21 protein-coding genes are annotated in these 24,185 nt (G+C 64.0%); 9 read left to right on the top strand and 12 right to left on the bottom strand.

Going from position 1 to position 24,185, the window contains the following annotated elements:
• Positions 1-80 precede the first annotated feature (80 nt).
• The 8 genes from VE26_RS03520 to VE26_RS03485 all read left to right on the top strand — a co-directional run bounded on the left by VE26_RS03520 (position 81) and on the right by VE26_RS03485 (position 10,406).
• The gene (locus VE26_RS03520) at positions 81-1,028 is read left to right on the top strand and encodes a class 1 fructose-bisphosphatase (protein WP_046103781.1); all 948 of its coding nucleotides are present in this window, start codon (positions 81-83) and stop codon (positions 1,026-1,028) included.
• A gap of 103 nt (positions 1,029-1,131) precedes the next feature.
• Positions 1,132-2,400: an AGE family epimerase/isomerase gene (locus VE26_RS03515; protein WP_046104973.1), complete on the top strand. Its 1,269-nt coding sequence runs from the start codon at positions 1,132-1,134 to the stop codon at positions 2,398-2,400.
• Positions 2,401-2,459: 59 nt separating this feature from the next.
• The gene (locus tag VE26_RS03510; RefSeq protein WP_046103780.1) at positions 2,460-3,245 is read left to right on the top strand and encodes an SDR family oxidoreductase; all 786 of its coding nucleotides are present in this window, start codon (positions 2,460-2,462) and stop codon (positions 3,243-3,245) included.
• Between the two features lie 97 nt (positions 3,246-3,342).
• Positions 3,343-4,212 carry a carboxylating nicotinate-nucleotide diphosphorylase gene (nadC, locus tag VE26_RS03505; protein ID WP_046103779.1) on the top strand — a complete coding sequence of 290 codons (870 nt, stop codon included), beginning with the start codon at positions 3,343-3,345 and terminating at the stop codon, positions 4,210-4,212.
• Positions 4,209-5,039 (top strand): 3'(2'),5'-bisphosphate nucleotidase CysQ, encoded by an 831-nt coding sequence (cysQ, locus tag VE26_RS03500; protein WP_046103778.1) that lies wholly within the window; start codon positions 4,209-4,211, stop codon positions 5,037-5,039. Before nadC ends, cysQ begins: the two co-directional genes overlap by 4 nt.
• Before the next feature lie 185 nt (positions 5,040-5,224).
• A complete protein-coding gene (locus VE26_RS03495) occupies positions 5,225-5,773 on the top strand; it encodes a PadR family transcriptional regulator (protein WP_046103777.1) in 549 nt (182 codons plus the stop codon).
• Between the two features lie 13 nt (positions 5,774-5,786).
• A complete protein-coding gene (locus VE26_RS03490; protein WP_052715641.1) occupies positions 5,787-7,049 on the top strand; it encodes an efflux RND transporter periplasmic adaptor subunit in 1,263 nt (420 codons plus the stop codon).
• A 12-nt stretch (positions 7,050-7,061) separates the two neighbouring features.
• Positions 7,062-10,406 (top strand): efflux RND transporter permease subunit, encoded by a 3,345-nt coding sequence (locus VE26_RS03485; protein ID WP_052715640.1) that lies wholly within the window; start codon positions 7,062-7,064, stop codon positions 10,404-10,406.
• Positions 10,407-10,474: 68 nt separating this feature from the next.
• Here the strand turns inward: VE26_RS03485 and VE26_RS03480 are convergent, their stop codons facing one another.
• The gene (locus tag VE26_RS03480) at positions 10,475-11,023 is read right to left on the bottom strand and encodes a methyltransferase family protein (RefSeq protein WP_052715639.1); all 549 of its coding nucleotides are present in this window, start codon (positions 11,021-11,023) and stop codon (positions 10,475-10,477) included.
• 119 nt (positions 11,024-11,142) lie between these two features.
• Here VE26_RS03480 and VE26_RS03475 point away from each other — a divergent pair, with 119 nt between their 5' ends.
• Positions 11,143-12,063 (top strand): alpha/beta fold hydrolase, encoded by a 921-nt coding sequence (locus VE26_RS03475; protein WP_084619917.1) that lies wholly within the window; start codon positions 11,143-11,145, stop codon positions 12,061-12,063.
• On the opposite strand, the gene VE26_RS03470 is transcribed toward VE26_RS03475, so the two are convergent.
• From VE26_RS03470 to VE26_RS03420, 11 genes are all read right to left on the bottom strand, one after another.
• Entirely contained in the window at positions 12,002-13,378 is a 1,377-nt protein-coding gene (locus tag VE26_RS03470) for a cytochrome P450 (protein WP_052715637.1), read from the bottom strand. The two genes, VE26_RS03475 and VE26_RS03470, sit on opposite strands and share 62 nt — an antisense overlap.
• Before the next feature lie 51 nt (positions 13,379-13,429).
• Entirely contained in the window at positions 13,430-13,924 is a 495-nt protein-coding gene (locus VE26_RS03465) for a GNAT family N-acetyltransferase (RefSeq protein ID WP_052715636.1), read from the bottom strand.
• A 37-nt stretch (positions 13,925-13,961) separates the two neighbouring features.
• Positions 13,962-15,857, bottom strand: coding sequence for an ABCB family ABC transporter ATP-binding protein/permease (locus VE26_RS03460; protein WP_046103776.1), 1,896 nt, complete (start codon positions 15,855-15,857; stop codon positions 13,962-13,964).
• Complete coding sequence (locus VE26_RS03455) at positions 15,857-16,174, bottom strand: ArsR/SmtB family transcription factor (protein WP_046103775.1); 318 nt, start codon at positions 16,172-16,174, stop codon at positions 15,857-15,859. The genes VE26_RS03460 and VE26_RS03455 overlap by 1 nt, the downstream gene beginning before the upstream one ends.
• A 139-nt stretch (positions 16,175-16,313) precedes the next feature.
• On the bottom strand, positions 16,314-18,083 hold the full coding sequence (locus VE26_RS16980) for a LysM peptidoglycan-binding domain-containing protein (protein ID WP_052715635.1): 1,770 nt from the start codon (positions 18,081-18,083) through the stop codon (positions 16,314-16,316).
• Between the two features lie 98 nt (positions 18,084-18,181).
• On the bottom strand, positions 18,182-19,774 hold the full coding sequence (cimA, locus tag VE26_RS03445; RefSeq protein WP_046103774.1) for a citramalate synthase: 1,593 nt from the start codon (positions 19,772-19,774) through the stop codon (positions 18,182-18,184).
• 29 nt (positions 19,775-19,803) lie between these two features.
• Positions 19,804-20,295, bottom strand: a complete 492-nt coding sequence (locus VE26_RS03440; RefSeq protein ID WP_046103773.1) for a GFA family protein — start codon at positions 20,293-20,295, stop codon at positions 19,804-19,806.
• Positions 20,295-20,765, bottom strand: coding sequence for a GFA family protein (locus VE26_RS03435; protein ID WP_046103772.1), 471 nt, complete (start codon positions 20,763-20,765; stop codon positions 20,295-20,297). Before VE26_RS03435 ends, VE26_RS03440 begins: the two co-directional genes overlap by 1 nt.
• Positions 20,762-22,222 (bottom strand): cysteine--tRNA ligase, encoded by a 1,461-nt coding sequence (gene cysS / locus VE26_RS03430; RefSeq protein WP_046103771.1) that lies wholly within the window; start codon positions 22,220-22,222, stop codon positions 20,762-20,764. The genes VE26_RS03435 and cysS overlap by 4 nt, the downstream gene beginning before the upstream one ends.
• Before the next feature lie 304 nt (positions 22,223-22,526).
• Positions 22,527-22,970 carry a c-type cytochrome gene (locus VE26_RS16975; RefSeq protein WP_052715634.1) on the bottom strand — a complete coding sequence of 148 codons (444 nt, stop codon included), beginning with the start codon at positions 22,968-22,970 and terminating at the stop codon, positions 22,527-22,529.
• 109 nt (positions 22,971-23,079) lie between these two features.
• A complete protein-coding gene (locus VE26_RS03420; RefSeq protein ID WP_046103770.1) occupies positions 23,080-24,087 on the bottom strand; it encodes a fumarylacetoacetate hydrolase family protein in 1,008 nt (335 codons plus the stop codon).
• Positions 24,088-24,185 lie beyond the last annotated feature (98 nt).

Below are 24,185 nucleotides of genomic sequence, written 5' to 3'. Positions count from 1 at the left end.
GCGCCGGACCTCACCCGAAAGTCGGCCTTGTGTGGCGGCGCTGCTCTGGGACACTGAAGGGCATTCGCAAGGAGCCTTCCATGACCGATCTCGCCCAATGGCTTGCCGCCGAAACCGACACTGAAGGGCTGGCCGGCGTGATCACGGCCATGGCGGCGGCGGGCGCGGAGATTGCGGCCGTGCTGCGCGCCGCGCCGATTGCCGGACAGACGGGGCTGGCGGGCGCCACCAATGTGCAGGGCGAGGCGCAAAAGGCGCTCGACGTGATCTCAAACGACATTGTTTTGAATCACTTGCGGGCCAATCCGGCTACATCGATTCTGGTGTCTGAGGAGCTGGATGAAGCGGTTCATCTCGCGCCTGAGGGCAGCCTGATGGTGGCGACGGACCCGCTGGACGGGTCCTCGAACCTCGACGTCAATGTCACGGTGGGAACGATCTTTTCCGTGCTGGCAGCATCGGGCGGCATGTTGCAGAAGGGCCGGGCGCAATTGGCGGCGGGCTATATCGCCTATGGCCCGGCCACCAGCCTCGTCGTGCGCCTTACGGGCCGAACCAGCGTCTTCTGCCTCGACGACAAGGGTCATTGGGTGCAGGTCGTCGCGGCGGCTGCAGTTCCGGCCAGCTCGGGGGAATTTGCCATCAACACGGCGCGCGAGCGCTTCTGGGACGAAGCGACACGGCGCTATGTGGCGGAAAACGTGGCGGGGGAAACCGGTCCGGCCGGCAAGCGCTACAATATGCGCTGGGTGGGGTCGATGGTGGCCGACATCCACCGTATCCTGATGCGCGGCGGCATCTTCCTTTATCCGCTCGACAGCGAGACCCTTGCAAACGGCGGACGGCTGCGCCTGCTCTATGAGGCCAATCCCATGGCATGGCTGATCGAGGGCGCGGGAGGTCTCTCCACCACGGGTCACGAAAACATTCTCGATGTCGAGCCGACCCACATTCACCAGCGCATCCCGGTGATCCTGGGCTCGGCGGACGAGGTGCACAGGGTCGAGCGCTGGTATCGGCAAGGCTGAGGGCGCCAGGGCCCGCAGGCCATGCGGGGCATTTGCAACGTTCTTATCCATTGGGTAGAAGGCAGGCACGATTGAGCCGGGGCCGTCCCCGGAGGGAGCCATGATGAGCGACGCTGAATTTGCCCTGCCCGTAACCAATGCCGCACCCTGGCAAAACCGGCCGTTTCACCGGCAATACCTGATGCGGCAAGCGAATAATCTGTTCGACTTCTTCGAGGCGGCCTCGATCAATCCCAAGGGTGGATTTTACGAGCTGAGCGACGATGGCGAGCCGCTCAATCCCGAGAACAGTATTCGCCAGATCCATGTCACGACGCGCATGATCCATTGCGCGGTGATCGGCAGCCTGCTGGGGCGCCCCGGCTCGGACGAACTGATCGATCACGGCATGCGCTATCTGTGGGAGAAGCATCGCGATGCCCGCCATGGCGGCTATGTGTGGTCGCTTGACGATAACGGCACGACCGATGGCAGCAAGCAGGCCTATGGCCATGCCTTCGTGCTGCTGGCTGCCTCGAGCGCAAAGCTCGTGAACCACCCGCTGGCCGACAAGGTTATCGCCGACGCCACCGAGGTGATCGAGACCCGCTTCTGGGACAAGAAGGTGGGCGCGGTCCGCGAAGAATTCGGCAATGACTGGAGCCAGATCAGTACCTATCGCGGGCAGAATTCGAACATGCACCTCACCGAGGCGCTGATGGCGGCCTTTGAGGCGACCGGCAACCAGGACTACGTGGTCAAGGCCTCGCGCATCGCGGACCTGATCATCCGGCGCAATGCGGTGGGCCTCGACCACCGGGTGGCCGAGCATTTCCACGAGGACTGGAGCCTCGACAAGGGCTTCAAGGGCTCGGAAATGTTCCGCCCCTCCGGCACCACGCCGGGCCATGCGCTTGAATGGTCGCGGCTTTTGTTCCAGCTGTTCGTTCTGGGCCGCAAGGAACATGGCTGGATGACCGAGGCGGCGCGGGGCCTGTTCCGCAATGCAATCGAGCTGGGCTGGGACAAGACCCATGGCGGCTTCTTCTATACGCTGGACTGGGACAACCAGCCGATCATGCGCGAGAAGCTGTGGTGGCCGGTGGCCGAGGCGATTGGGGCGGCGGCCTTTATCGGCGCCTATGACAACAATCCCTATTACCAGCACTGGTATAGAAAGCTCTGGGACTTTGCCGAGAACCACGTCATCGACCATGCGCGGGGCGGCTGGACCAGCGAGCTCAAGGAAGACCTGACGCCGACCTCGCGCCTGTTCGTGGGCAAGCCGGACATCTACCACGCGCTGCAGGCCTGCCTTATCCCGCTCTATCCGCCCAGCGGCAGCCTGACGCGTGCGATCATCGACGGCGACAAACTGACCCCGCAATACTGAAGCACTCAACCATTGCCCGTTTGCCGCGTTGCGTCCTGCAACAGCAAGGAGAATGGGCAATGGCTGCATTGAACGGCAAGGTGGCGCTGGTGACTGGCGCCGGATCGGGAATCGGCAAGGCGACGGCAACGGCACTGGCGCGCGAAGGCGCCGCCGTGGTGGTGATGAGCCGCACCCAGAAGGAAGTGGATGCCACCGCTGCCGAGATCGAAAAGGCGGGCGGCAAGGCCTGGGCCACCACTGCCGACATCTCCGATGACGCCGCCATGAAGAAGCTGGTGGCCGATAGCGTGGAACGCTTCGGCCAGCTGGACATCGTGGTCGCCAATGCCGGGATCAATGGTGTCTGGGCCCCGATTGAAACACTGACGCCCGAGGAATGGGACCAGACGATCAACATCAACCTCAAGGGTACGTACCTGACCATCCACCACGCCGTGCCCGAATTGGAAAAGGCCGGCGGTGGGGCGATCGTGGTCGTGTCCTCGATCAATGGCACACGTACCTTCACCTCACCGGGCGCCAGCGCCTATTCCGCGACCAAGGCGGCGCAGGTTGCCATGACCCAGCAATTGGCGCTGGAACTGGGCCAGCGCAAGATCCGCATCAACGCGGTTTGCCCCGGCGCCATCGAAAGCCAGATCGACGACAATACCGAAGAGCGCGACAGCGACAAATCGGGCATTCCGGTGGAGTTTCCCGAGGGCGACATTCCCCTGACCGGGGGCGAGCCGGGCAAGGCCGAGGACGTGGCGGACGTGATCCTGTTCCTGTGCTCGGACGCATCGCGCCATGTTACCGGCACGCCGGTGTGGATCGACGGGGGGCAGAGTTTGTTGCGATAGGCCCCCTCGCCGCAAAAGCATGCCCCGGCGGGCGGTTGCCAGTGGCGGGAGCGGAGCGTAAAGCACCCGCATCATCCCTCCTGCCGCCGAGCCCGCCATGAATGCCCTGCCCGCTCACTTGCCGCGCCTCACGATAGAGCGGGCCGTCGCCGCCGCGCTCGAGGAAGACCTGGGCCTGGCCGGCGATCTGACCAGCCAGGCGACACTGTCGCCAGAGGCATGGGCCAAAGCGAGCCTTTCGGCGCGCGAGCCGGGCGTCATTGCCGGGCTCGATCTCGCCGCGGCCGCCTTTCGGCTGGTAGGCGATGGCGTGCGCTTTACCCCAAAGGTCGCCGATGGCGAGCGGATCGCCGCCGGGGGTATCGTCGCCGAGGTCGAGGGCCCGGCCCGGCTGGTGATGTCAGCCGAGCGCGTGGCGCTGAACTTTCTCAATCATCTGAGCGGCATCGCCACCCTGACGCGGATTTATGCGGATGCCGTCGAAGGCACTGGGGCGCGCATCTGCGATACGCGCAAGACGACGCCGGGCCTCAGGGCGTTCGAGAAATATGCCGTCCGCTGCGGCGGGGGCGCCAATCATCGCTATGCGCTCAACGACGCGATCCTGATCAAGGACAACCACATTGCCGTCGCGGGGAGCGTGACCGCGGCCTATGCCGCGGCCGAGGCCTTTGCCGGGCATCTCGTGGCCATCGAAATCGAGGTGACCACGCTGGCCGAGCTTGAGGAAGCTCTGGCCGCAGGCGCACGGATCGTGCTGCTCGACAACATGGACAATGACACTTTGCGGCAGGCAGTGGCGATCAATGCCGGGCGGGCGCGTCTCGAAGCCTCCGGCGGGGTGAAGCTCGACCGGGTGCGCTCGATCGGGGAAACCGGCGTCGATTATATTTCGACCAGCCAGATCACCATGGGCGCCAAGCCGCTGGATCTGGGGCTGGACGTGGTGATCGGCGCGGCGCGATGAGCCAGGCGATGGAGACGGCCCCTGCCCTGTCCCTGACGGCGCTGGCAATCGAGGCTGCCATCGAAGCGGCGGCGGTGATCTGCGCCGTCTATCACCGGCCCATCGACGTCCAGACCAAGAGCGACGGCTCTCCCGTGACCGAGGCCGATGCGGCTGCCGAGGCGGTGATCATTGCCCGGCTGGCGCCCAGCGGCCTGCCTGTGCTGGGCGAGGAAAGCGTGGCCGCCGGCATCGTGCCGGAACTGGGGAGGCGTTATTTCATCGTCGACCCGCTCGATGGCACCAAGGAATTCATCAAGCGCAATGGCGAATTCACCGTCAATATCGGGCTCGTCGAGAATGGCCGGCCGATCATGGGGGTCGTGCTGGCGCCGGCTACGGGCGAGGTGTTCGTCGGTGATGCCGAGGGTGCCTGGAGCACCATTGTGACCGATGGCGTCGTTGGTCCGCGCCAGCCGATCCGGGTGGGGTCGCGCGAGCGCCTGCGCATCGTCGCAAGCCGCTCGCATGGCCATGAGGCACTCGAACGGCTCTGCCGGACGCTGGACGTCGAGAGCGACGTATCGGTGGGCTCCTCGCTCAAGTTCTGCCTGCTGGCGCGTGGCGAAGCGCAGCTTTACCCCCGCTTTACCCCGACCTGCGAATGGGATACCGCAGCCGGCCAAGCCGTGCTTGAAGCGGCCGGCGGCGCCGTGGTGACGCTGGATGGCGCGAGCATGGGCTATGGCAAGGGCACGCAGGGCTTCCTCAACCCTTATTTCGTGGCCGCGGCCAGTCTGGAGCTGGCGCAGCAGGCCGCGACAGAGATGCGCCTTCTGCTCGACTAGGAGCATTTGTCGCAGCAGCCATGCGCGGCGACGGCTCCCTCGCCGCTTTTGCATCACTTAAGGTGCATCCGTGCAATCAGCGCTTAACTGACTTGCGGCGTCCCGCGCAGCTTTGACTTGCGATATTCTCGCCCGGCATATATAGCCCCGACATATATCGGACAATCATATGTCGGACGATGCCAATGAACGTGAGAACGCTCTGCCTTTCGATCCTCTATAATGGGGAAGCGAGCGGCTACGACATCCGCAAGATGTGCACCGAGGAAGAATTCGCCTATTTCGTCGAGGCGAGCTACGGCTCGATCTATCCGGCGCTGGCCAAGCTTGAAGCCGATGGACTGGTGACCAGCCGCACCGAGCAGCAGGACGGCAAGCCTGCGCGCAAGGTCTACGCCATTACGGAAGCGGGCCGTCGGGCATTCGCCGACCATCTGTCCGAACCGCTGGGGCAAGACATGTTCCGCAGCCCCTTCCTGCTGTTTGCACGCTTTGCGCATATCCTGCCGCGCGAGCTGGTGGAGCAGCGCTGCACCGAATTTCTCAATCGCCAGGTCGAGGGCCGCAAGCGGCTGGATGAGGCGGCGCGAGAATATGAAACCACCCCCGGAGATCGATGGGTCATCGAATATGGGCGGGTGGTGCTCGAGCTTGCGGAGCAACATTTCCGCACCCATATGCATGAGCTGATCACAATGGCGCGAGCCGAGCCGCGTCAGGACGCGGCGGAATAAGGGGCATATTTCAATGCGTGTATTGTTTTCCTACGGTCTGGCTTTCGGAATCCTGCTTCTGGCAGGTGCCTGGTTCATGACGGGAACCCTGGTTCAGGGCGGTCAGGGTCCCGGCAATGGCGAGCGACCGCTGATTTCGGTTGTCGAGGGCCAGGAGCATGGCCCGATTGCCAGTGCTCTCGAAAATTCCGGCCTGATGGCCGAGCACCATGCCCCCGAGGTCGACCCGGCACTGACCATTGCCCAGCGCAATGAAGCCACGACCGGCGCCAATGCGCCCCTGCAGAGTGTCCGCACGCAGCTCTTTACCGCCCAGCCAATGCCCATCGAGGTGCCTCTGCGCGGCCGCACCGAGGCCAAGGCCAGCGTGCCGGCCGTCGCCGAAACCGCCGGCACTGTCGATGTGGTTCACGTCACCAAGGGCCAGCGCGTTGCCGCAGGCGACCTTCTGTGCACCCTCGACCAGGGTACCCGCGCTGCTGCCGTTGCCCAGGCGGAAGCCGGCGTTGCCCAGGCAGAAGCCGGCCTTGCCCAGGCACAGCTGAGCTTTGACACGAATGTGGACCTGCGCAATCGCGGCCTCGCCCCGGCCAATTCCGCACAGGCCAGCGATGCAGCCCTGGCCCAGGCCCGCGCCGGGCTCAGCCAGGCGCAGGTCGGCCTCGACAATGCCCGGGCGGAACTGGCCCGCACTGAAATCAAGGCCAAGGTTGCCGGCCTCGTCCAGGATCCGCTGGCCATTGCCGGCTCCATGCTGAATGCCGGCTCGCCCTGCGCCACCATCGTCCAGCTCAATCCGATCGTCTTTACCGGCATGGTGCCCGAGGCCCATATCGGGCTGGCCCGCACCGGGCTCGAGGCCAATATCAAAACCGTGACCGGCCAGACGGTCGAGGGCAAGGTGACGTACATCTCCTCGGTCGCCGACAATGCCACCCGCGCTTTCCGCGCCGAGATCGAGATTCCCAACGACGATTACGCGATCCGAGATGGCGTGACTGCCGAAGCCGTGGTGAGCATCGGGACCGCCCCGGGCCACCTGCTGCCGCAATCGGTGCTGACGCTCGACGACGAGGGTGTGCTGGGCGTGCGCACGGTCGAGGACGGCGTCGTTGCCTTCCACGCGATCACCATCGTCAGCGACACCCGCCAGGGTGTCTGGGTCACCGGCCTGCCGATCAGCGCCAATGTGATTACGGTGGGCCAGGAAAACGTCACCGCCGGTCAGCGCGTGGAGGCCAGCCCTGCTGCCACCGCTGAAGCCACAGCCAGCTAAGGATCATTCGCGATGCTCGACTTCATCGAACGAATCCTCAGGATGCCGCGTGTCGTCATGACGATCATGGCGATCATCCTGGTGGCTGGCGCCGGCGCCTATACGGCCATGCCCAAGGAAAGCTTCCCGGCGATCGACGTACCATATCTCTACGTCTCGATCAGCCAGACGGGGGTATCGCCGCGCGACGCGGAAAACCTTTTGGCAAAGCCGGCCGAGGAAGAACTGGCCAACCTGCCGGGCCTGCAGAACATCAGCTCGACCTCGACCACCGGCCACGCCTCGGTCTTCCTCGAATTCGACATCAATACCGACAAGGATCAGGCGCTGCAGGACACGCGCGCCCGCATGGACGCGGTCAAGGCGAAGCTGCCCACCGACGCCAACGATCCGACCGTCAATGAAATCGATCTCGTCGGCATGCCGATCATCTCGGTGGCCGTCTATGGATCGGCGCCCGAAAAGGAACTCGTCCGTCGCGCCGAGCAATTGCAGGATGCCCTGGAAGGCATCGGCGAGGTGCGCGAAGCCGCTCTTTCGGGCGCACGTCAGGAACAGCTCGAAGTGCGGGTCGACCTGCTGCGCCTCGAAGCCTATGGCCTCACCGCCAACCAGCTTTTCGATGCGCTGTCGCGCAACAACATGGTGGTCCCCGGCGGTACGCTCAATACCGGACAGGGCTCATTCAACATCGAAGTGCCCGGCCTCATCACGACGGCCGAGGACATCTACAACCTGCCGCTCAAGACCGATGGCAATACCATCGTCACCTTCGGCCAGGTCGCCACCATTACCCGGACGCTGGCCGATGCCACCGAATATACCCAGGTCAACGGCTCGCCGGCGCTGATCCTCAGTGTCTCCAAGAAGCTGGGCACCAATATAATCGACGTGTCGGACAAGGTGCGGGCCGTGACCGAAGAGGCCGCCCAGGACTGGCCGACAGGGGTGACCTATTCGTTCTTCCTCGACCAGGCCGAAACCACGACCGCCCTCTTCCGCTCGCTGGAAGCGGCAGTGCTGACCGCGGTGGCGCTGGTGCTGATCACCTGTATCGCGACGCTGGGCGTGCGCCCGGCCCTGATGATCGGCCTTTCCATTCCGCTGTCCTTCATGATGGCGTTCCTCGTCGCCAGCGCCTTGGGCATGACCATCAACATGATGGTGATGTTCGGCCTCGTGATCGCGGTGGGCGTGCTGGTGGACGACCCCGTCGTGGTGGTCGAATATGCCGAGCGAAAGCTGCAGGAAGGTGTGCCCAAGCGGGAAGCCTTCATCATGGCCATGCGCAAGATGTTCGTGCCCGTGGTGGGTGCGACGGCCACGACGCTGGGTGCCTTCGTGCCCCTGCTGTTCTGGCCGGGCATCATCGGCAAGTTCATGAGCTACCTACCGATGATCGTGATCATCGTCATGATTGCCTCGTTCATCTCCGCATTGATCTTCATGCCGGTGATCGGCTCGATCATCGCCTCCACCCATGTGGACCAGAAGGCCAAGGAAAAGGCCGACGTGGTGATGTATCCGGACAAGTTCGCGGTCAACAAGGTGACCGGTCTGACCGGCATCTATGTGCGGATCATGGACAAGCTGCTGCACTGGCCGCTGCCGACTTTGGCGGTGGGGTTCGGGCTGATCGTTGCGATCTTCACGACCTATGCGGCCAATCCCACCGGCACCGAGGCCTTCCCCGCTTCCGAGCCGGAATTCGCCACGGTGGCCGTGGTGGGTCGCGGCAATTATTCGCCGGAAGAAATCCGCGACATGATGGTGGAGATCGAAAGCGAATTGCTGCAGGTGCATGGCATCCAGGACGTGATCATGCAGTTCGGCTCGACCGGCGCCTTCGGCACGACACCGCCGGACACGATCGGCAATTTCCAGCTGCAATTCACCAACTGGAACCATCGCGTTCCGGCAGAGCAGATCTTTGCCGACATCCGTGGCCGCGTCGCCGGTTTTGCCGGCCTCGATATCCAGCTCCTGGCGGCCGAAAACGGCCCCCCGGCCGGCAAGGACATCAACCTGCGGGTGGAAAGCACCAATTACGACGATCTGGTTCCGGTGGTGACGGCGATCCGCAACGAGCTGGAGAGCTGGCCGGAAGCGGTGGACATCGAAGACGGGCGCCCCTCCCCCGGCATCGACTGGCAGGTCACCATCGACCGTGCCGAAGCGGGCACCTATGGCATCGGTGTGCGTGAGCTGGCGCCCTATGTGCAGCTGATCACCTCCGGGGTGAAGCTGGGCACCTATCGCGATGCCGAGACCGGCGACGAACTCGACATCCGGGTCCGCCTGCCCCAGGAAGAGCGCACGTTCGACGCGCTGGATTCCATGCGCATCGCCACCGCGCAGGGACTGGTTCCGGTGTCGAACTTCATCGAACGCAGGGCCGTGCCCAAGGTCGCCAATATCCAGCGTCGCAACCAGGTCTACACGATGCCGGTGGCTGCCGGGCTGACCAACCTGCCCGAAGGCGTCTTTGCCGCCAACAAGGTGCAGGAATTGCAGTCCTGGATCGCCGATCAGAATTTCCCCGAGACGGTGACGGTGGCCTTTGGCGGCGCCGAGGAGCAGATGGGCGACGCCAATGCCTTTATCGGGCAGGCCATGCTGATGGCCATGGCGCTGATCTTCTTCATCCTGCTTTTGGAGTACAACAGCTTCTACCAGGTAATGGTGACGCTCTCGACGGTCATCATGTCGGTAGCGGGCGTGCTTCTGGGCATGCTGATCACCGGGATGAGCTTTTCGGCGATCATGACCGGCCTGGGCATCGTGGCGCTGGCGGGTATCGTGGTGAAGAACGGCATCGTGCTGATCGACACCTATAACGATTATTACCGCCACCAGAACGTGGAAGCGGTGACCGCCATGTTGCTCACCGTCAGCCAGCGTGTCCGTCCGGTGCTGCTCACCGCCTTCCTCACGGCCCTGGGCGTGATCCCGATGTGGGCCAATGTGGAGTTCGACTTCATCCGCCGCGAAATCGTGGTGGGCGGCCTGGCCGGATCCTGGTTCATCCACCTGTCGGCAGCGCTGGTGTCGGGACTCTTCTTCTCCACCGCCCTGACCCTGGTCATGGTGCCAGTGATGATCACGGCCCCGGCCGTGATGTGGAAGCAGATGAAGTGGCTGGGCGGCCTGTTCGGCGCGATGGGTGGCTGGGTTTCCAGCCCGTTCCGCCGTCGCCCGGAAATGGCGGCGCCGGCAGGCTTCGACGGCATGGCCGTGGAAGTGCCCGAGGATGCCGACAGCGCCAAGCGCTACATCGTCTCCAAGGATGCGGGCCTCAAGGAAACCAAGGAAGCCAATGGCGTGACGGTGGTCAGCCGGCGCGACGCAGCCGAGTAGAACCCGCCCTCCGCAAAAAGAAAAGGCCCGCAGCGATGCGGGCCTTTTCTATTGGGCGGACGCCCCAATCAGCCCAGGCGCGGCAGGAAAAAGCCGGTGCGGCTGCGATAGGCCCGATATTGTTCGGAAAGCGGGGAGGCCGCGAAGTTCTGCTCCTCCTGCCGGGCTGCGGCGATATAGAGCCAGAGCAGGATCACAACGCTGGGGACGGCCCAGATGGACCAGGTGGCCACGGCCCAGCCGAACCAGAATATGGAATAGGACACGTAGAACGGGTGGCGCACCAGCCGGTAGGGCCCCTGCTCCACCAGCGAATGGGGGTGCTCGGGATCGAAGACGAAGCGCAGCCGCGCCTTGCGCGAGGCCTGAATGGCGGCAACGAAGATCCAGACGCTGAACAGCTGGATCACCAGACCCACCACCTGCGCCAGCTGAGGCTGCGTGGTGAACCAGGTGAGCACCAGCATGAGGATGGTGGAAGTAGTGACCCCGGCAGCAATCACCCGCGCTCCGGGCGGCATGATGTCGGATTTGAAGTGATTGCGGACCGACCAGATATAGGCGCCGACAACGGCGCCTCCGACCAGCGTCACCAGGATATCAAAGACCAGTTCCATGCGATAATTCCCCCACGATTTCACCTGTTCCCATAAAATCCACTACATCTTAACCGAGCGTGGAAACCGCTCCTACAGAGTTAAGGTGCATCATGGCCTTCTGATAAAGGAGCCATGCCATGACTGTCGCTTGCGAAACGATGCGCCTTGCCAGCGGCGTGATCGGCTATCGGGACAGCGGCGGCCCCGGCCTTCCCATCGTCATGGTTCACGGCGTGGGCGGCAGCAAGGAAGTGTTCGAGCATCAGTTCTCTCCCGAGCTGACGAGCCGGTTTCGAATGATCGCCTTCGACCTGCCCGGACATGGCGCATCCGACGACGCCACCGACCCCAAGGCGCAATACTCGGTGCGCGCGCTGACCAATACCACGCTCGACGTGATGAATTTCCTGCGCCTGCCCAAGGCGCTCGTCGTCGGCTGGTCGCTGGGCGGGCATATCGCCATAGAGATGATGGAACGCTTTCCCGAGCGGCTGGCCGGGGTGGTCGATATCGGCGCGCCGCCGGTCTCGCGCGGTCCGCTGGCGCTGCTTCGGGCTTTCCAGGCCCATCCCGACATGCTTCTGGCCAAGAAGGCGGTGTTCACCACGCGCGATGCGCTCAAATGGCAGGAATTGTGTTTCGGCCCGAATCCGGACGGCCTGCACTTCGCGGCCATCCTGCGCGCCGATGGGCGGATGCGCCCGGAAACCAGCAATAGCCTGCTCCACGGCGGCATCAGCAACCAGCGGCGTGTGGTGGAAACCTCCCCGGTGCCCATTGCCATGATCAATGGCAGCCATGACCGGGTGATGCGGCTCAATTATCTCGACACCATCGCCTATGCCAATCTCTGGAGCGGTCGCCAGCACGTTATCGAGGGCGCGGGGCACACGGGTTTCCTGTCGCATCCGGAGCTGTTCAACGCGGTGCTGGTTCGCTTTGCCGGAGAAATGGCGACGCTTGTGCCGGGCCCCTATGTCTCAGAGCGCCTGCCGCCTAGCGCGACGGATTTCGGCGATGCAGACGAACCCAGATCCCCCCGACGGGCCGCAAGGTAATCGAGGGCAGAAAACTCACCGGCCGGTCGGACAGCCATTCGACATCGAAGCGGCGGGCAATCGTGGCCAGGAGCAGCATCGCTTCCATCATGGCGAAGCGATTGCCGATGCAGATCCTGGGGCCGCCGCCAAACGGGAAATAGGCAAAGCGCGGTAGCTGGCGGCGGAAATCGCCTGCCCACCGATCCGGCCGGAAAGCGAGCGGGTCCTCGAAATAGCGCGGATCGCGCTGGGTGATCCAGGGGCTGAGGATCACGGTCGTGCCCTTTGCAATGGCATAGTCGCCGATGCGCACATCGCGCCGGGCCTCGCGGCCGATGGCCCAGCCGGGCGGCAGGAGGCGCAGCATTTCGATGACCGCCCGCTCGGTATGCTTGAGATGGGGCAGATCGTCCGGGGTGACGGCGCGGCCGGGAGCAACGGCTTCGACTTCGGCGGCAATTTCGGCCTGGATATCGCGATGCTGGCCGAGCAGGTGAAAGCCATAGGCCATGCTGAGCGCGGAGGTTTCGTAGCCCGCCAGCAGCATGTTGCAGATCTGGTCGCGCAGGGCCTTGTCAGTCATGGGGCGGCCTTGCTCGTCGCGCGCCGCCATCAGCAGAGACAGGAAGCCTGCCGACGCATTCTTGCCTGTCCGATTGTCCGCAATGACGCGATAGACCATGCGTTCGAGATGGGCGATGCCCTTGAGATAGCGCCGATGACCGGGCAAGGGCACCCAGTCGGGCACGACCAGGGGCCTGGAAAAACGGGCCGCCACCTCGTCGATCACCCAATAGGCGGCCTGTTCCATGGCTTCGAGATCGTCGGTGACGTCGGCGTCGAGCAGGGTACGCGCAGCGATCTGCAGGCCCAGGGCCATCATCTCGCGATGCATGTCGACGACCTGGCCATCCTGCCAGGCGTCCAGCTTGCGCTCGGTCAGCGCCACCATGTGCGGACCATAGGAGCCCAAGGGTATGGTGGCGAAAGCAGGTGCCGCAAGCTTGCGCTGGCGCTGCCATTCGGCATCCTCGGCCACGAACAGGCCATTGCCCATCAGCGCTTCGAGCTGGCGCCAGAACACCCGGTTCTTGGTGAAATGTTCGTTCTGCTTGACCAGAACCTGCTCGATGAGGTCGGGATGATTGACGATGACAGCGGGAAAGCCGCCGACGCTGATCGCGGTCATGTCGCCATGGTCACGGGCGCTGCGCTCGAAAAAGCCCAGCGTGTCCCGGCTCATTTCCAGAAGATGCCCGATTACCGGCAGGCCTTTGGGCCCGCTCGGGCGGCGCAATGGTTGATCCTGGCTGGAAAGTTCGGCGCTGGTCACATCTCACCGCTCAAAAGCCTCCCGCCCCCGCAGGATGTCAGCGCGATTTGATCACAGCGCGGTGGGGGAAGAAAGGGCGTGAAAAGCAAATAGGGTCCAGTCATCCCCGTCGAAATGAATGTCCCGCGGCGTCGTGCAGGCATTGCCAAGGGCTTTTGCCCAGAAGCCCTGCCCGGTCCGATTGGCAAGCGGCACGGCGATATGCCAGGGCCCCGGATGGGCGGCCAGGACCTGTTCCAGCGCGGCCCGGCCGACGCCATGGCGCCGATAGGCCTTGAGCACGAAGAACTCGGCCATGAAGAAACAGGGGCTGCGCCCGGTCAGCGGGCATTGATCGACGACGAGCGCAAAGCCGGCAATCTCGCCGTCGACGAGGATGAGATAGGGAAAGCGCCAGAACCGGTCGAGAAAGCCGTATTCGAACCGTCCGTCCGGCCCTACCGGAAACGGCATGAACTCGGTCATGTCGTAGAGGTAAAGCTGAATCAGATTGGCGATGAGCGGCCTGTGGGCCGCTTGGGCGGGGAGAAGGCTGGTCTGGATCATGTCTCCAGACTAGCCGCCCCGCCCGCCAAAGCCATACTTATTCGGCCGCCGGGGTGCCGCGCTTGACGAAGCCATCAGGATCTTCCTGCGTGCGGGCCAGCAATTCGGCCGCCTCGCTGGCTTCGCGCTGACGGTTCCACATCTGCGCATATAGGCCCGATTGCTGCAGCAGCGCCATGTGATTGCCGCGCTCTGCCACCTGACCATCACGCAGGACGAGGATCTCGTCGGCATTGACGACGGTCGAGAGACGGTGGGCGATGACCACGGTGGTGCGGTTGCGCGACACCACGTCGAGCGCCGCCTGAATGTCGCGCTCGGTCTTGGTGTCGAGGGCGGAGGTCGCCTCGTCGAGGATGAGGATCGAGGGCGACTTGAGGATGGTGCGGGCAATGGCGACGCGCTGCTTTTCGCCGCCGGAAAGCTTGAGCCCCCGTTCGCCAACGGGCGTCTCATAGCCCTTGGGCAGAGCTTCGATGAAGCCGCCGACCTGCGCCATCTTCGCAGCCTCGCGAATTTCCGCCTCGGACGCGCCGGGACGGCCATATTCGATATTGTAGCCGATCGTATCGTTGAAGAGCACCGTATCCTGGGGAACCATGCCGATCGCGGAGCGCAGGCTTTCCTGGGTTACCTCGCGCAGGTCCTGGCCATCGATGGTGATGCGGCCGCCCGTCACGTCATAGAAACGGAACAGCAGGCGCGAAATGGTGGACTTGCCCGCTCCTGTCGGACCCACAATGGCGACGGTCTTGCCGGCGGGCACTTCGAAGCTGACGCCTTTGAGGATCGGCCGGTCGGCGTCGTAATGGAAGGTCACGTCCTCGAAGCGGATGACCGGGCCGGTGACCGAAAGCGGCTTGGCGCCCGGCTTGTCGGTGATTTCCGGGTCCTGATCGAGCAGCTTGAACATTTCCTCGATGTCGGTCAGGCCCTGGCGCAGTTCGCGATAGACGAAGCCGATGAAGTTGAGCGGCCGGTAGATCTGCATGAGGAAGGTGTTGAGCAGGACGAAATCGCCCAGCGTCAGGGTGCCATCCATCACGCCCAGAATCGACATGATCGAGATGATGAGGAAGCCGCCATAGAAAATGATGGCCTGGCCGAAATTGAGGAAACCCAGCGAGGTCCAGATGCGGATGGCGGAGCGCTCATAGCCGGCCATCGCGGCGTCGAAGCGCGTCGCCTCCATGTTTTCGTTGGCGAAATACTTCACCGTCTCGAAATTGAGCAGGCTGTCGATGGCCTTGCCATTGGCATCGGTATCGCTCTCGTTCATCTGGCGGCGAATGGAAATGCGCCAGTTCGAGGCCTTGATGGTGAAGTAGAGATAGGCCCAGATCATCACCACCAGCACGCCCAGATAGGACACACCGAACAGCCAGACGAAAATGATCGCCACCACCACGAACTCGACGATTGTCGGGGCGATGTTGAGCATGGCGAAGCGCACCACTGTCTCGATGCCCTTGGTGCCGCGCTCGATGACGCGGGACAGCCCGCCGGTGCGCCGCTGAAGATGAAAGCGGAGCGACAGCCGATGCATGTGGTGGAAGGTCTGCAGCGCCAGCTTGCGCACCGCATGCTGGCCGACGCTGGCAAACAGCACGTCGCGCAATTGCTGGAAGCCGGCATCGATGATGTTGCCGAGCACATAGGCGATGACCAGCGCCACCGGCACCGCAAGACCCAGGATCAGCGCGCTGTCCGGCGTCGAGCCGTCGAGACTGTCGATGATGCCCTTATAGGCGAAGGGCACCAGGGTCGTGGCCACCTTGCTGGCCAGAAGCGCGGCAATGGCGAGAACGACCCGCATACGCAGGTCGGGCCGGTCATCGGGCCACATATAGGCCCACAAATTGCGGATGGTAGAAAATATCGAGCCTTCGTCCGCGCTGACGGACGGCTTCTTCTCAGCGTTCTGGGATGGCATCAGGCCGGTTCCGCTTCCTTGCTGGCGGTGGGATTGAGCCCCTGCAGGAGCCCGCCGAAGGCGGAACTCAGCTCGACCAGCTTGTCCTGGCGGATGCAATAGCGGTTGCGCGTACCATGGGGCTTGCGTTCGATCAGCCCGGCATCGAGCAGCACCTTGATGTGCTGGGAGACGGTGGACTGCGCCAGCGTCAAGCTTTCGGTGACATCGGCACAGCAACACTGACCCTGCTGCTGGGTCGCCAGAATGCGCAGGATTTCCAGGCGCACCGGATGGCCAAGGGCCCGCATCGTGTTGGCAATGTCGTCGTCACGCATGGCATCGCTCGCTGGGGAAAGGCGACGGACGACGTCCGCCGGATCGATCTTGATCGGTCATTTGCGATGGAAGATGGGCGGTCTCACCGCGAAAATCAATAGGCGCGGAGAAACGGCGCCCGGAGGCGCCGTTCCCGTCCTATTCGGTCGGCAGATCGAAGACCTGACCGGGATAGATGCGGTCTGGATCGCGAATCTGGCCGGTATTGGCCTGATAGATGGCGGTGTATTTGACGCCCTCGCCATAAACGCGACGGGCAATGGTCCACAGATTGTCGCCACGCCGGATGATGGCCTTGCCGGAGGCAAAGCGCTGCGCTTCGGCATCGCCCAGCGAGACCGCCACCATGGTGGGCACGGCCGGTTCGGCCGGAGCAGGGTCGGCCTCGACTAAGGCCGGCGTTGCGGCCGGCGGCGGGGCAACGGGCTGAGCGGGAGCCGTCGGCTCGGCCGGGCTGCTGGCAACAGACGATGCGGAAGAAACTGCCTCGGCAGGCTCCGTTTCCGGGGTTGGCGTCGGAGCGGAAGAGGCCGCAGGCGCCTCGGCAGCCGGTAGCGGAGCGGGCTGGGCCGCCGGTGCGGGCGTCGAGATGGCCGGCGCGTCGGCAACGACAATCTCATTGGCTGCATCGGCGGGAACGTCGACGACGAAGTCGACTTCCGCACGGGCCAGCACGGCGCCTTCCGGGGGCTGGATCAGATCGACGCGCACCCGCTGGCTGGGCTTGTCGAGAACCGGCCCGGCTTCGACCAGCCAGCGCCCGCCATCGACCTCGGCATCGGCGACGAAGGCATCGTCGACGTAAAGCCGGATCACGCCCTCGTCCGGACCGCTGCCGGCAAAGAAGGTGGTCTGGCCATCGACTTCGATGGCATCGATGGTCGGCTGCACGGCCGCAACGGCAGCCGGCGCCACGGCAGGAGGGGTCGCCGGTTGCGGTTCGCTGGCAAGAGCCGTCTGCGTGTCGGCCGACGCAGGAGCCGGCTCTTCCGGTCGAGCCAGCGGGGTCGCGGCGGGAGCGGAAGCGGGTTGCGGAACGTCGGCGACGGCGGTTGCCGGGGCGTCTGCGGGTAGAGGCGCTGTAGTTGGGGCCGGTTCGGCGCCTGGCGTCGGGACGGCTTCCGGCTGGGCGGGTGCAGTCGGCTCAGGCGTCTGTTCGGTGGCTGTGGGTTCGGTGGAAGCGGGCTCGGTGGCAGCGGGCTCGGCCATGGCCGTTTCCATGGGTGCTTCGGCCGTGTCCGGCGCGGCTTCCGGCGCATCGGCAACGACGGCATCTGGCGCCTCCAGACCCTGGAGCACTTCACTGGCCTGGCCGGGCGTGCTGGCCACGACGAGCGGCTGGGTGGTGCGATCCTCGTTGAGCACGACGATGAAGGATTGCTCGGCCGTGCCGGTCTTGCCTTCCTCGCCCAGGGTGATTTCGAGATCGCCGGGCTCTAGCCCTTCATCGGGCACCAGCACCCAGTCGCCACTTGGCTCAACCTCGACGGACCCCAGCAGGTCGCCATTGGCAAAGACTTCAACTTGGCTGCCGGGGGTGCCGCTGCCGGCAATCACGACCGAGCCATCAGGCTCGGCACGCAGCAGGCCAAACGTGGCATCGACCATGGCGCCGGCTTCATCGTCGGCCACGGCTTCATCATCGGAGATGGCTTCGGCCGGTGCCGGCGGAGTGACATCGAGTTCAGGCGCTGCCGAAACAGCTTCATCGGTGGCGGCCACACCGACGGCGGCGGCAGAAGCCTCCTCGGTGGCCGGAGCGGCTTCGGTTTCAGCCACGGCCGGCGCGGGCAATGGCGGGGCCAGGCCCAGATCGGCCATCTTGCCGCGCAGGCAAACGCCCATGCCATCCGCGCTGTTGAAGCAGGAGACGAGGGCCGGACCGGACAGGACGCCGAGGATGATCACAAGAGTGGCTGCCGCTGCTCCGATAGTCAGAGCGAGAGGACGGTTCGGAGCGGTGTCGGCCAGTTTGCCCTCCACGGGGATGAGACGGGAGCCGGCCCTCAGGCCGCCTCGGTTATCAACAGCTTGTACGTGATCGATTCATACAGAGCTTCAAACGAGGCATCAATGATATTGGGCGACACGCCGATCGTGCCCCAGCGCTCGCCGCTGCCGTCGCGGCTTTCGACCAGTACACGGGTGACCGCGCCCGTGCCGCCGTCCAGGATACGCACTTTGAAGTCGACCAGTTCGAGATCTTCGATTCGGCTGGAATAGACGCCCAGATCCTTGCGCAGGGCCAGATCGAGGGCGTTGACCGGGCCATTGCCCTCGGCCACCGACATCAGAAGCTCTCCTTCGACGCGGATCTTGACTACGGCCTCGGTGACCGTCACCTCCTCGCCCATGGCATTGTGCCGGCGCTCGACCATGGCGCGATAATTTTCCACCTGGAAGAAGTCGGGCAAGGTGCCGAGCGTATGGCGGGCAAGAACGGCGAACGAGGCATCGGCTCCATCGTAGGAATAGCCGCGCGCTTCACGATCCTTGACGGTGGCCAGAAGCTTTTCAAGCCGTGGATCGTCCTTTTCGATGGCGATGCCGTGACGCGCGAGGGCCGTCAGCAGGTTGGACCTGCCGGCCTGCTGGCTGACCATGATCGAGCGTTCATTGCCGACGCTTTCGGGCGGCACGTGCTCATAGGTGGAAAAATCCTTGAGCAGGGCGGAGGCATGGATGCCGGCCTTGGTGGCAAAGGCCGAGGCGCCCACATAGGGCGCCTGGCGCGCCGGAGCGCGATTGAGTCGGTCGTCGAAGGCACGCGAAATCTGTGTCAGCCGTGCCAGGCGCGGCGCGTCGATGCCGGTTTCGTAGCGCTCGGCATAGAAGGGCTTGAGCACGAGCGTGGGGATCAGCGTCACCAGATTGGCGTTGCCGCAGCGCTCGCCGAGCCCGTTGAGCGTGCCCTGGACCTGGCGCACGCCGGCCTCGATGGCGGCAAGGGCATTGGCGACGGCCTGGCCGGTATCGTCATGGGGATGGATGCCGAGCTTGTCGCCCGGGGCGACTTCGAGCACGTCACCGACGATCTGGCGCACTTCGGCCGGCATGGTGCCGCCATTGGTGTCGCAGAGCACAACCCAGCGCGCACCAGCCTCCAGCGCCGTGGTGACGCAGGCCAGGGCGTATGCGCGATTGGCCTTGTAGCCATCGAAGAAATGCTCGAGGTCGATCAAAGCTTCCTTGCCGGCGGCGACGGCGGTGCGCACGGTGTCGGCAATGCCTTCGAGATGCTCGTCGGTGGTGGAGCCGAGCGCCAGCTCGACCTGGTAATCCCAGGCCTTGGCGACGAAGCACGCGGCATCGGCGGCAGAATTGACGATGCCCATGACCCCCGGATCATTGGCGGCGGAGCGCCCTGCCCGCTTGGTCATGCCAAAGGCGGTAAACGTGGCTTTCCTGGTGCGCTTCTTTTCGAAAAAGCCGGTATCCACCGGATTGGCGCCGGGATAGCCACCCTCAACATAGTCCACGCCCAGGTCTTCCAGCAGGCCGGCAATGGCGATCTTGTCTTCGAGCGAGAATTCGATGCCCGCGGTCTGGGCACCGTCGCGCAGGGTCGTGTCGAAGAGGTAGAGGCGGTCGCGGGACATGGGAGAGCCTGTGTAGAAAAGTGTGACGCTTACTTGGGCGGCCAGGTGGCCGTGTCGTGGTCGGGATGCTGGTGATTGGTCGCCCTGATGCCGCTCCACCAGTCTTCGCGACCGGGCTGCTCGGTGACGCCGCCATTTTCGATGGTCAGGAGCGTTTGGAACCAGGGCACCATGCCTTCGGTGCCAGTGTTGGCGCCGGGTGGGAAAAGCTCGGGATGATCGAGCGAGCCGATGGTGAAATTGACGCGATCGGTGCTGAGGTCCTCATAGAAGAGCGGCGTGCCGCATTGCGCACAAAAACCCCGGTCGACATGGCCGGAGGAGCGGAAGCGTGTTGGGGCGCCACGCGTCCAGGTGATGGCCTCGCGCGGCGCAGCGACCAGGGCGGCAAAGATATTGCCCACCGCCTTCTGGCACATGCGGCAATGGCAGATGTGCGAATTGTCCAGCATTTCGGTGGCGTGATAGCGCACGGCGCCGCATTGGCAACCGCCGCTGACCTCGATCTTGCGGCGTTCCATCAGCTTTGCTCCTTTGGCGGCCAATCGGTCGTGTCGTGGTCGGGATGCTGGTTCGAGTGGATGCCCGCCATGAAGTCGCGCCATTCGTCGCTGACTTCATGGCGCTCGGGCAGGCCGCTGAGATCGCCGAAGAAGGGTTGGCGATCGGTCAGGTTCACCTGGATTTCGGGCGCCGCCACCTTGGGATCGTCAAAGGTACCGATGGCCAGCTCGAGCCCGAAGCGCGTTTCATAGGCAAGCGGGGTGCCGCATTCGCCGCAAAAGGCGCGGCGAGCGGCGTTGGAGCTTTGAAACCATTTCGGCTCGCCGCGCGTCCAGATCGCGTTATGGGCCGTGACCAGCGGGCCGAAAAACCCGCCGAACGCCTTCTGACACATGCGACAATGGCAAATGGAGGGGCGACCCAGGCGCGTCACGCGGAACCGCACCGCGCCGCACTGGCATCCGCCGGCATGGGCTTCCGTCGTCATCGTTTGACCTCCCACTTGGTCGCGCGCTGGCCGGCCTCGTCCTTGTAATCCATCAGCGCGATGCCCTGTTCGGCCAGGTCACTGCGGATGCGGTCGGCTTCGGCAAAGTTTTTGGAGTTTAGGGCAGCGAGGCGGGCGGCGACACTGTCTTCAATAAGCTCTTTTGCGTCTTGTCTGGCTTTCGGATGTTCAAGACTTATACCAAGCAATAATGCGGACTGGACAAGCGCCGCTCCATAATTTTGAGGGCTTTCAAATACCGCTGTTGCCAAGGCTTGAATTGTTTGTATTGCAGCGACTGTGTTGAGATCTTCTCCCAAAGATCTTACCACCGCGTCGTATCCCGACGCTCCATCACCAGCTATTGGTCGATCAGCAGCGAAAGGAGGGACATCCTCGCCCCCCATGGCGTGCATGGCCATGTTTCTTGCTCTTCTCAGCCGGATCAGTATGTGTTCCGCCTCCTCCAGCCGCTTGACCGTAAAATCGATGGGCTCGCGATAATGCGTCATCAGCATCGCCAGGCGCAGCACTTCGCCGGGCCATTTGCGGCCGCCGAAATCGGTGGTTTCGAGCAGCTGGTGGATGGTGAAGAAATTGCCCAGCGACTTGCTCATCTTCTGGCCTTCGACCTGAAGGAAGCCGTTATGCATCCAGACATTGGCCATGGCGTGGGAGCCATGGGCGCAGCGGGACTGGGCGATCTCGTTTTCATGATGGGGGAAGATGAGGTCGAGCCCGCCGCCATGGATGTCGAAGGTCTGGCCCAGATAGCGTTCGGACATGGCCGAGCATTCGATGTGCCAGCCCGGCCGGCCGCGCCCCCAGGGGCTGTCCCAGCCCGGCTCTTCGGGCGAGGACAGCTTCCAGAGCACGAAATCGGCCGGATCTTCCTTGTGGGCATCGACTGCAATGCGGGCGCCCGCGAGATTGTCCTCGAGATTGCGGCCAGAGAGCTGGCCGTAATCGGGCATGGACCGGGTGCGGAACAGCACTTCGCCATTGGTCTCGTAGGCGTTGCCGCGGGCGAGCAGGCGCGCGATCATGGCTTGCATCTCGGCGATATTCTCGGTGGCCCGCGGCTGGATATTGGGCTCGAGACAGCCCAGGGCGGCGACGTCCTTCTGATATTGCGCGGCAGTGGTTTCGGTGACCTTGCGGATCGCCTCGTTCAGCGGCAGGTCGGGATAGTCACGCAGGGCGCGGGCGTTGATCTTGTCGTCCACGTCGGTGATGTTGCGAACATAGGTGACGTGCTCGGCACCATAGACGTGGCGCAGCAGGCGAAAGAGTAGATCGAAGACGATGGCGGCGCGACCATTGCCGATATGGGCGAAATCGTAGACCGTGGGGCCGCAGGCATAAAGACGCACATTGGTCTCGTCCATGGGCACGAAGGGCGCCTTGGAGCGGGTGAGCGTGTTGTGGAACTGCAGCTGCGGCTTTGCCGTATTCATCGAGGCTTCCTATCGGCCAGACATGTTCGTGCCCTGGCGGGGAGCCTCTATCCGTTATGAAGTATCAGGATGAAGAAGACCGCTCCGCCACGCAATGCGTTAGCAGGTAATAATGCAGGCGGTAATGGTGCACGTGGTCTTCATGGGCGAGAGATTGGCCGGGCAAGGCCAAGAAATCAAGCCCTCATGTCGGAGTGTGGTTACTGCCAGTGACGGAAATCAATCTAAGCAGCCCGCGACAAAAAAAGAGGGCGGCCCGAAGGCCGCCCAATCGCTTTGGAGGCGATGGTAGAAAGCGTGGCTCTTACGAGCGGAACTGCTGGTGGCATTGGCCACAAGTGCCCATGACGGCCTGGATGCCGGCGGCATAGGCAGTGGCGTCACCGGCTTCGGCGCCGGCGAGCGCGGCTTCCGCGCCGGCCCGGCCGGTTTCGATGATGGCCGTGAAGGCTTCCCAATTTTCCCAGATGGCGGGCAGCGCATCGCCGCCTTCCGACCCTTCGGGGAACAGAGCGGGCATCTGCGTGTAATTGTCGAGCAGCGTCTGGGCGGCGGCAACGGCTTCGGCGCCGGTCAGATTGGCAGCACCGCGCAGGACGCCGCCGTTTTCCTTCATCAGGGCCTCGCGCATGGCGATAGCGTCCTGGGGATTTTCCGGCGGCGTAAATGCGTCCTGGGCGAACACGGCAAGAGTGCCGGCTGCCATGAGCGCGACGATAGCGGCAGTTTGCGTTTTGCGGATCAGCATCACTTGAGCCCCTCGATCTTGAACCTTGCCTCTATCGGCGTCCCTTCCGACAGACACACACTTACACGGCTTCGTGACGACCCCAACGGGCACACGCGAATGTTATCAGTCATTTGCCGAGGAGCTTGACGCCCTGCTCGATGCTACCCAGCGGGAAAGTGCCACTGGCGCCCAAAGCCTGGATGCGCACAACGTCGCCCGGCTTGAGGAATGGGGTGCGGGCCTTGCCGAACTTGGCCTTTTCGGCCGTTCGGGCCTCGGCGATGCAGGCAAAGCCGATCCCGTCCTTCCTGAGCGGCAGGGTTTCCTCGTGGGGATTGGACACCGTGCCACCCCCAATAATCGTGCCGGCACCCAGCGCCCTGGTGCGCGCCGCCTCCACGATCAGGTCGGCAAAATCGAAATGCATGCCGATGCCGGCATTGGGCTGGCCATAGAGCCCGCCGTTGACCTCGATCCGCAGGGGCAGGTGCAGGCGATTGTCCTGCCAGGCCGCGCCCAGGCTGGCGGGCGTGACCGCGATGGGTGCGAAGGCGGTGGCGGGCTTGGCGTGGAAAAATCCGAAGCCGTTCTGGAGGTCATCGGCAACGAGGCGGCGCAGCGACACGTCGTTCAGAAAGGTCACCAGCCGGATCGAGGCGGCCGCCTGCTCGCGCGTGGCGCGCATGGGCAGGGCACCGATAATGACCGCCACTTCTGCCTCGAAGTCGAGCGCCAGATCCTCTTCGGGGACGATGATGGCGTCGGTCGGCGCACAAAACGAATCGGAGGCGCCCTGATACATCAGCGGCCGCACCGATTGCAGCTCGTCGTCCTTGCTGCCCTTGAGCGAGCGGACGCGCTCGAGATGGGTGAGATAGCCCGACCCGTCGATCCACTGATAGGCGCGCGGCAGCGGTGCATGCGCCGTGGCCGGATCGAAGGGCTGGCCGGCAATGGCGCCGGCTTCGAGCTCGGCGGACAGCGCGGCCAGGGCCGGCGCGGCCTGATCCCAGTCATCGAGCGCCGCCTGCATGGTCGCCGCGATTCGGCCGGCCGAGACGCACCGGGCCAGATCGGACGAGACAATGACGAGCTGGCCGTCGGGACGCGCATTGCGCAAGGTGGCGAGTTTCATGACGCCTCGGCTCTCCGGTTTGTGTGGCTCTGTCGCGCTATCACGAAGCAGCCTGCACCGTTATAATGTTGCCATTGCCCCTAGCGATATCTTAAGGC

It is taken from the genome of Devosia chinhatensis (assembly GCF_000969445.1).
Classification (GTDB): domain Bacteria; phylum Pseudomonadota; class Alphaproteobacteria; order Rhizobiales; family Devosiaceae; genus Devosia; species Devosia chinhatensis.
Note: the sequence above shows the minus strand (reverse complement) of the source record. Positions and strands in the feature narration are given on the sequence as shown.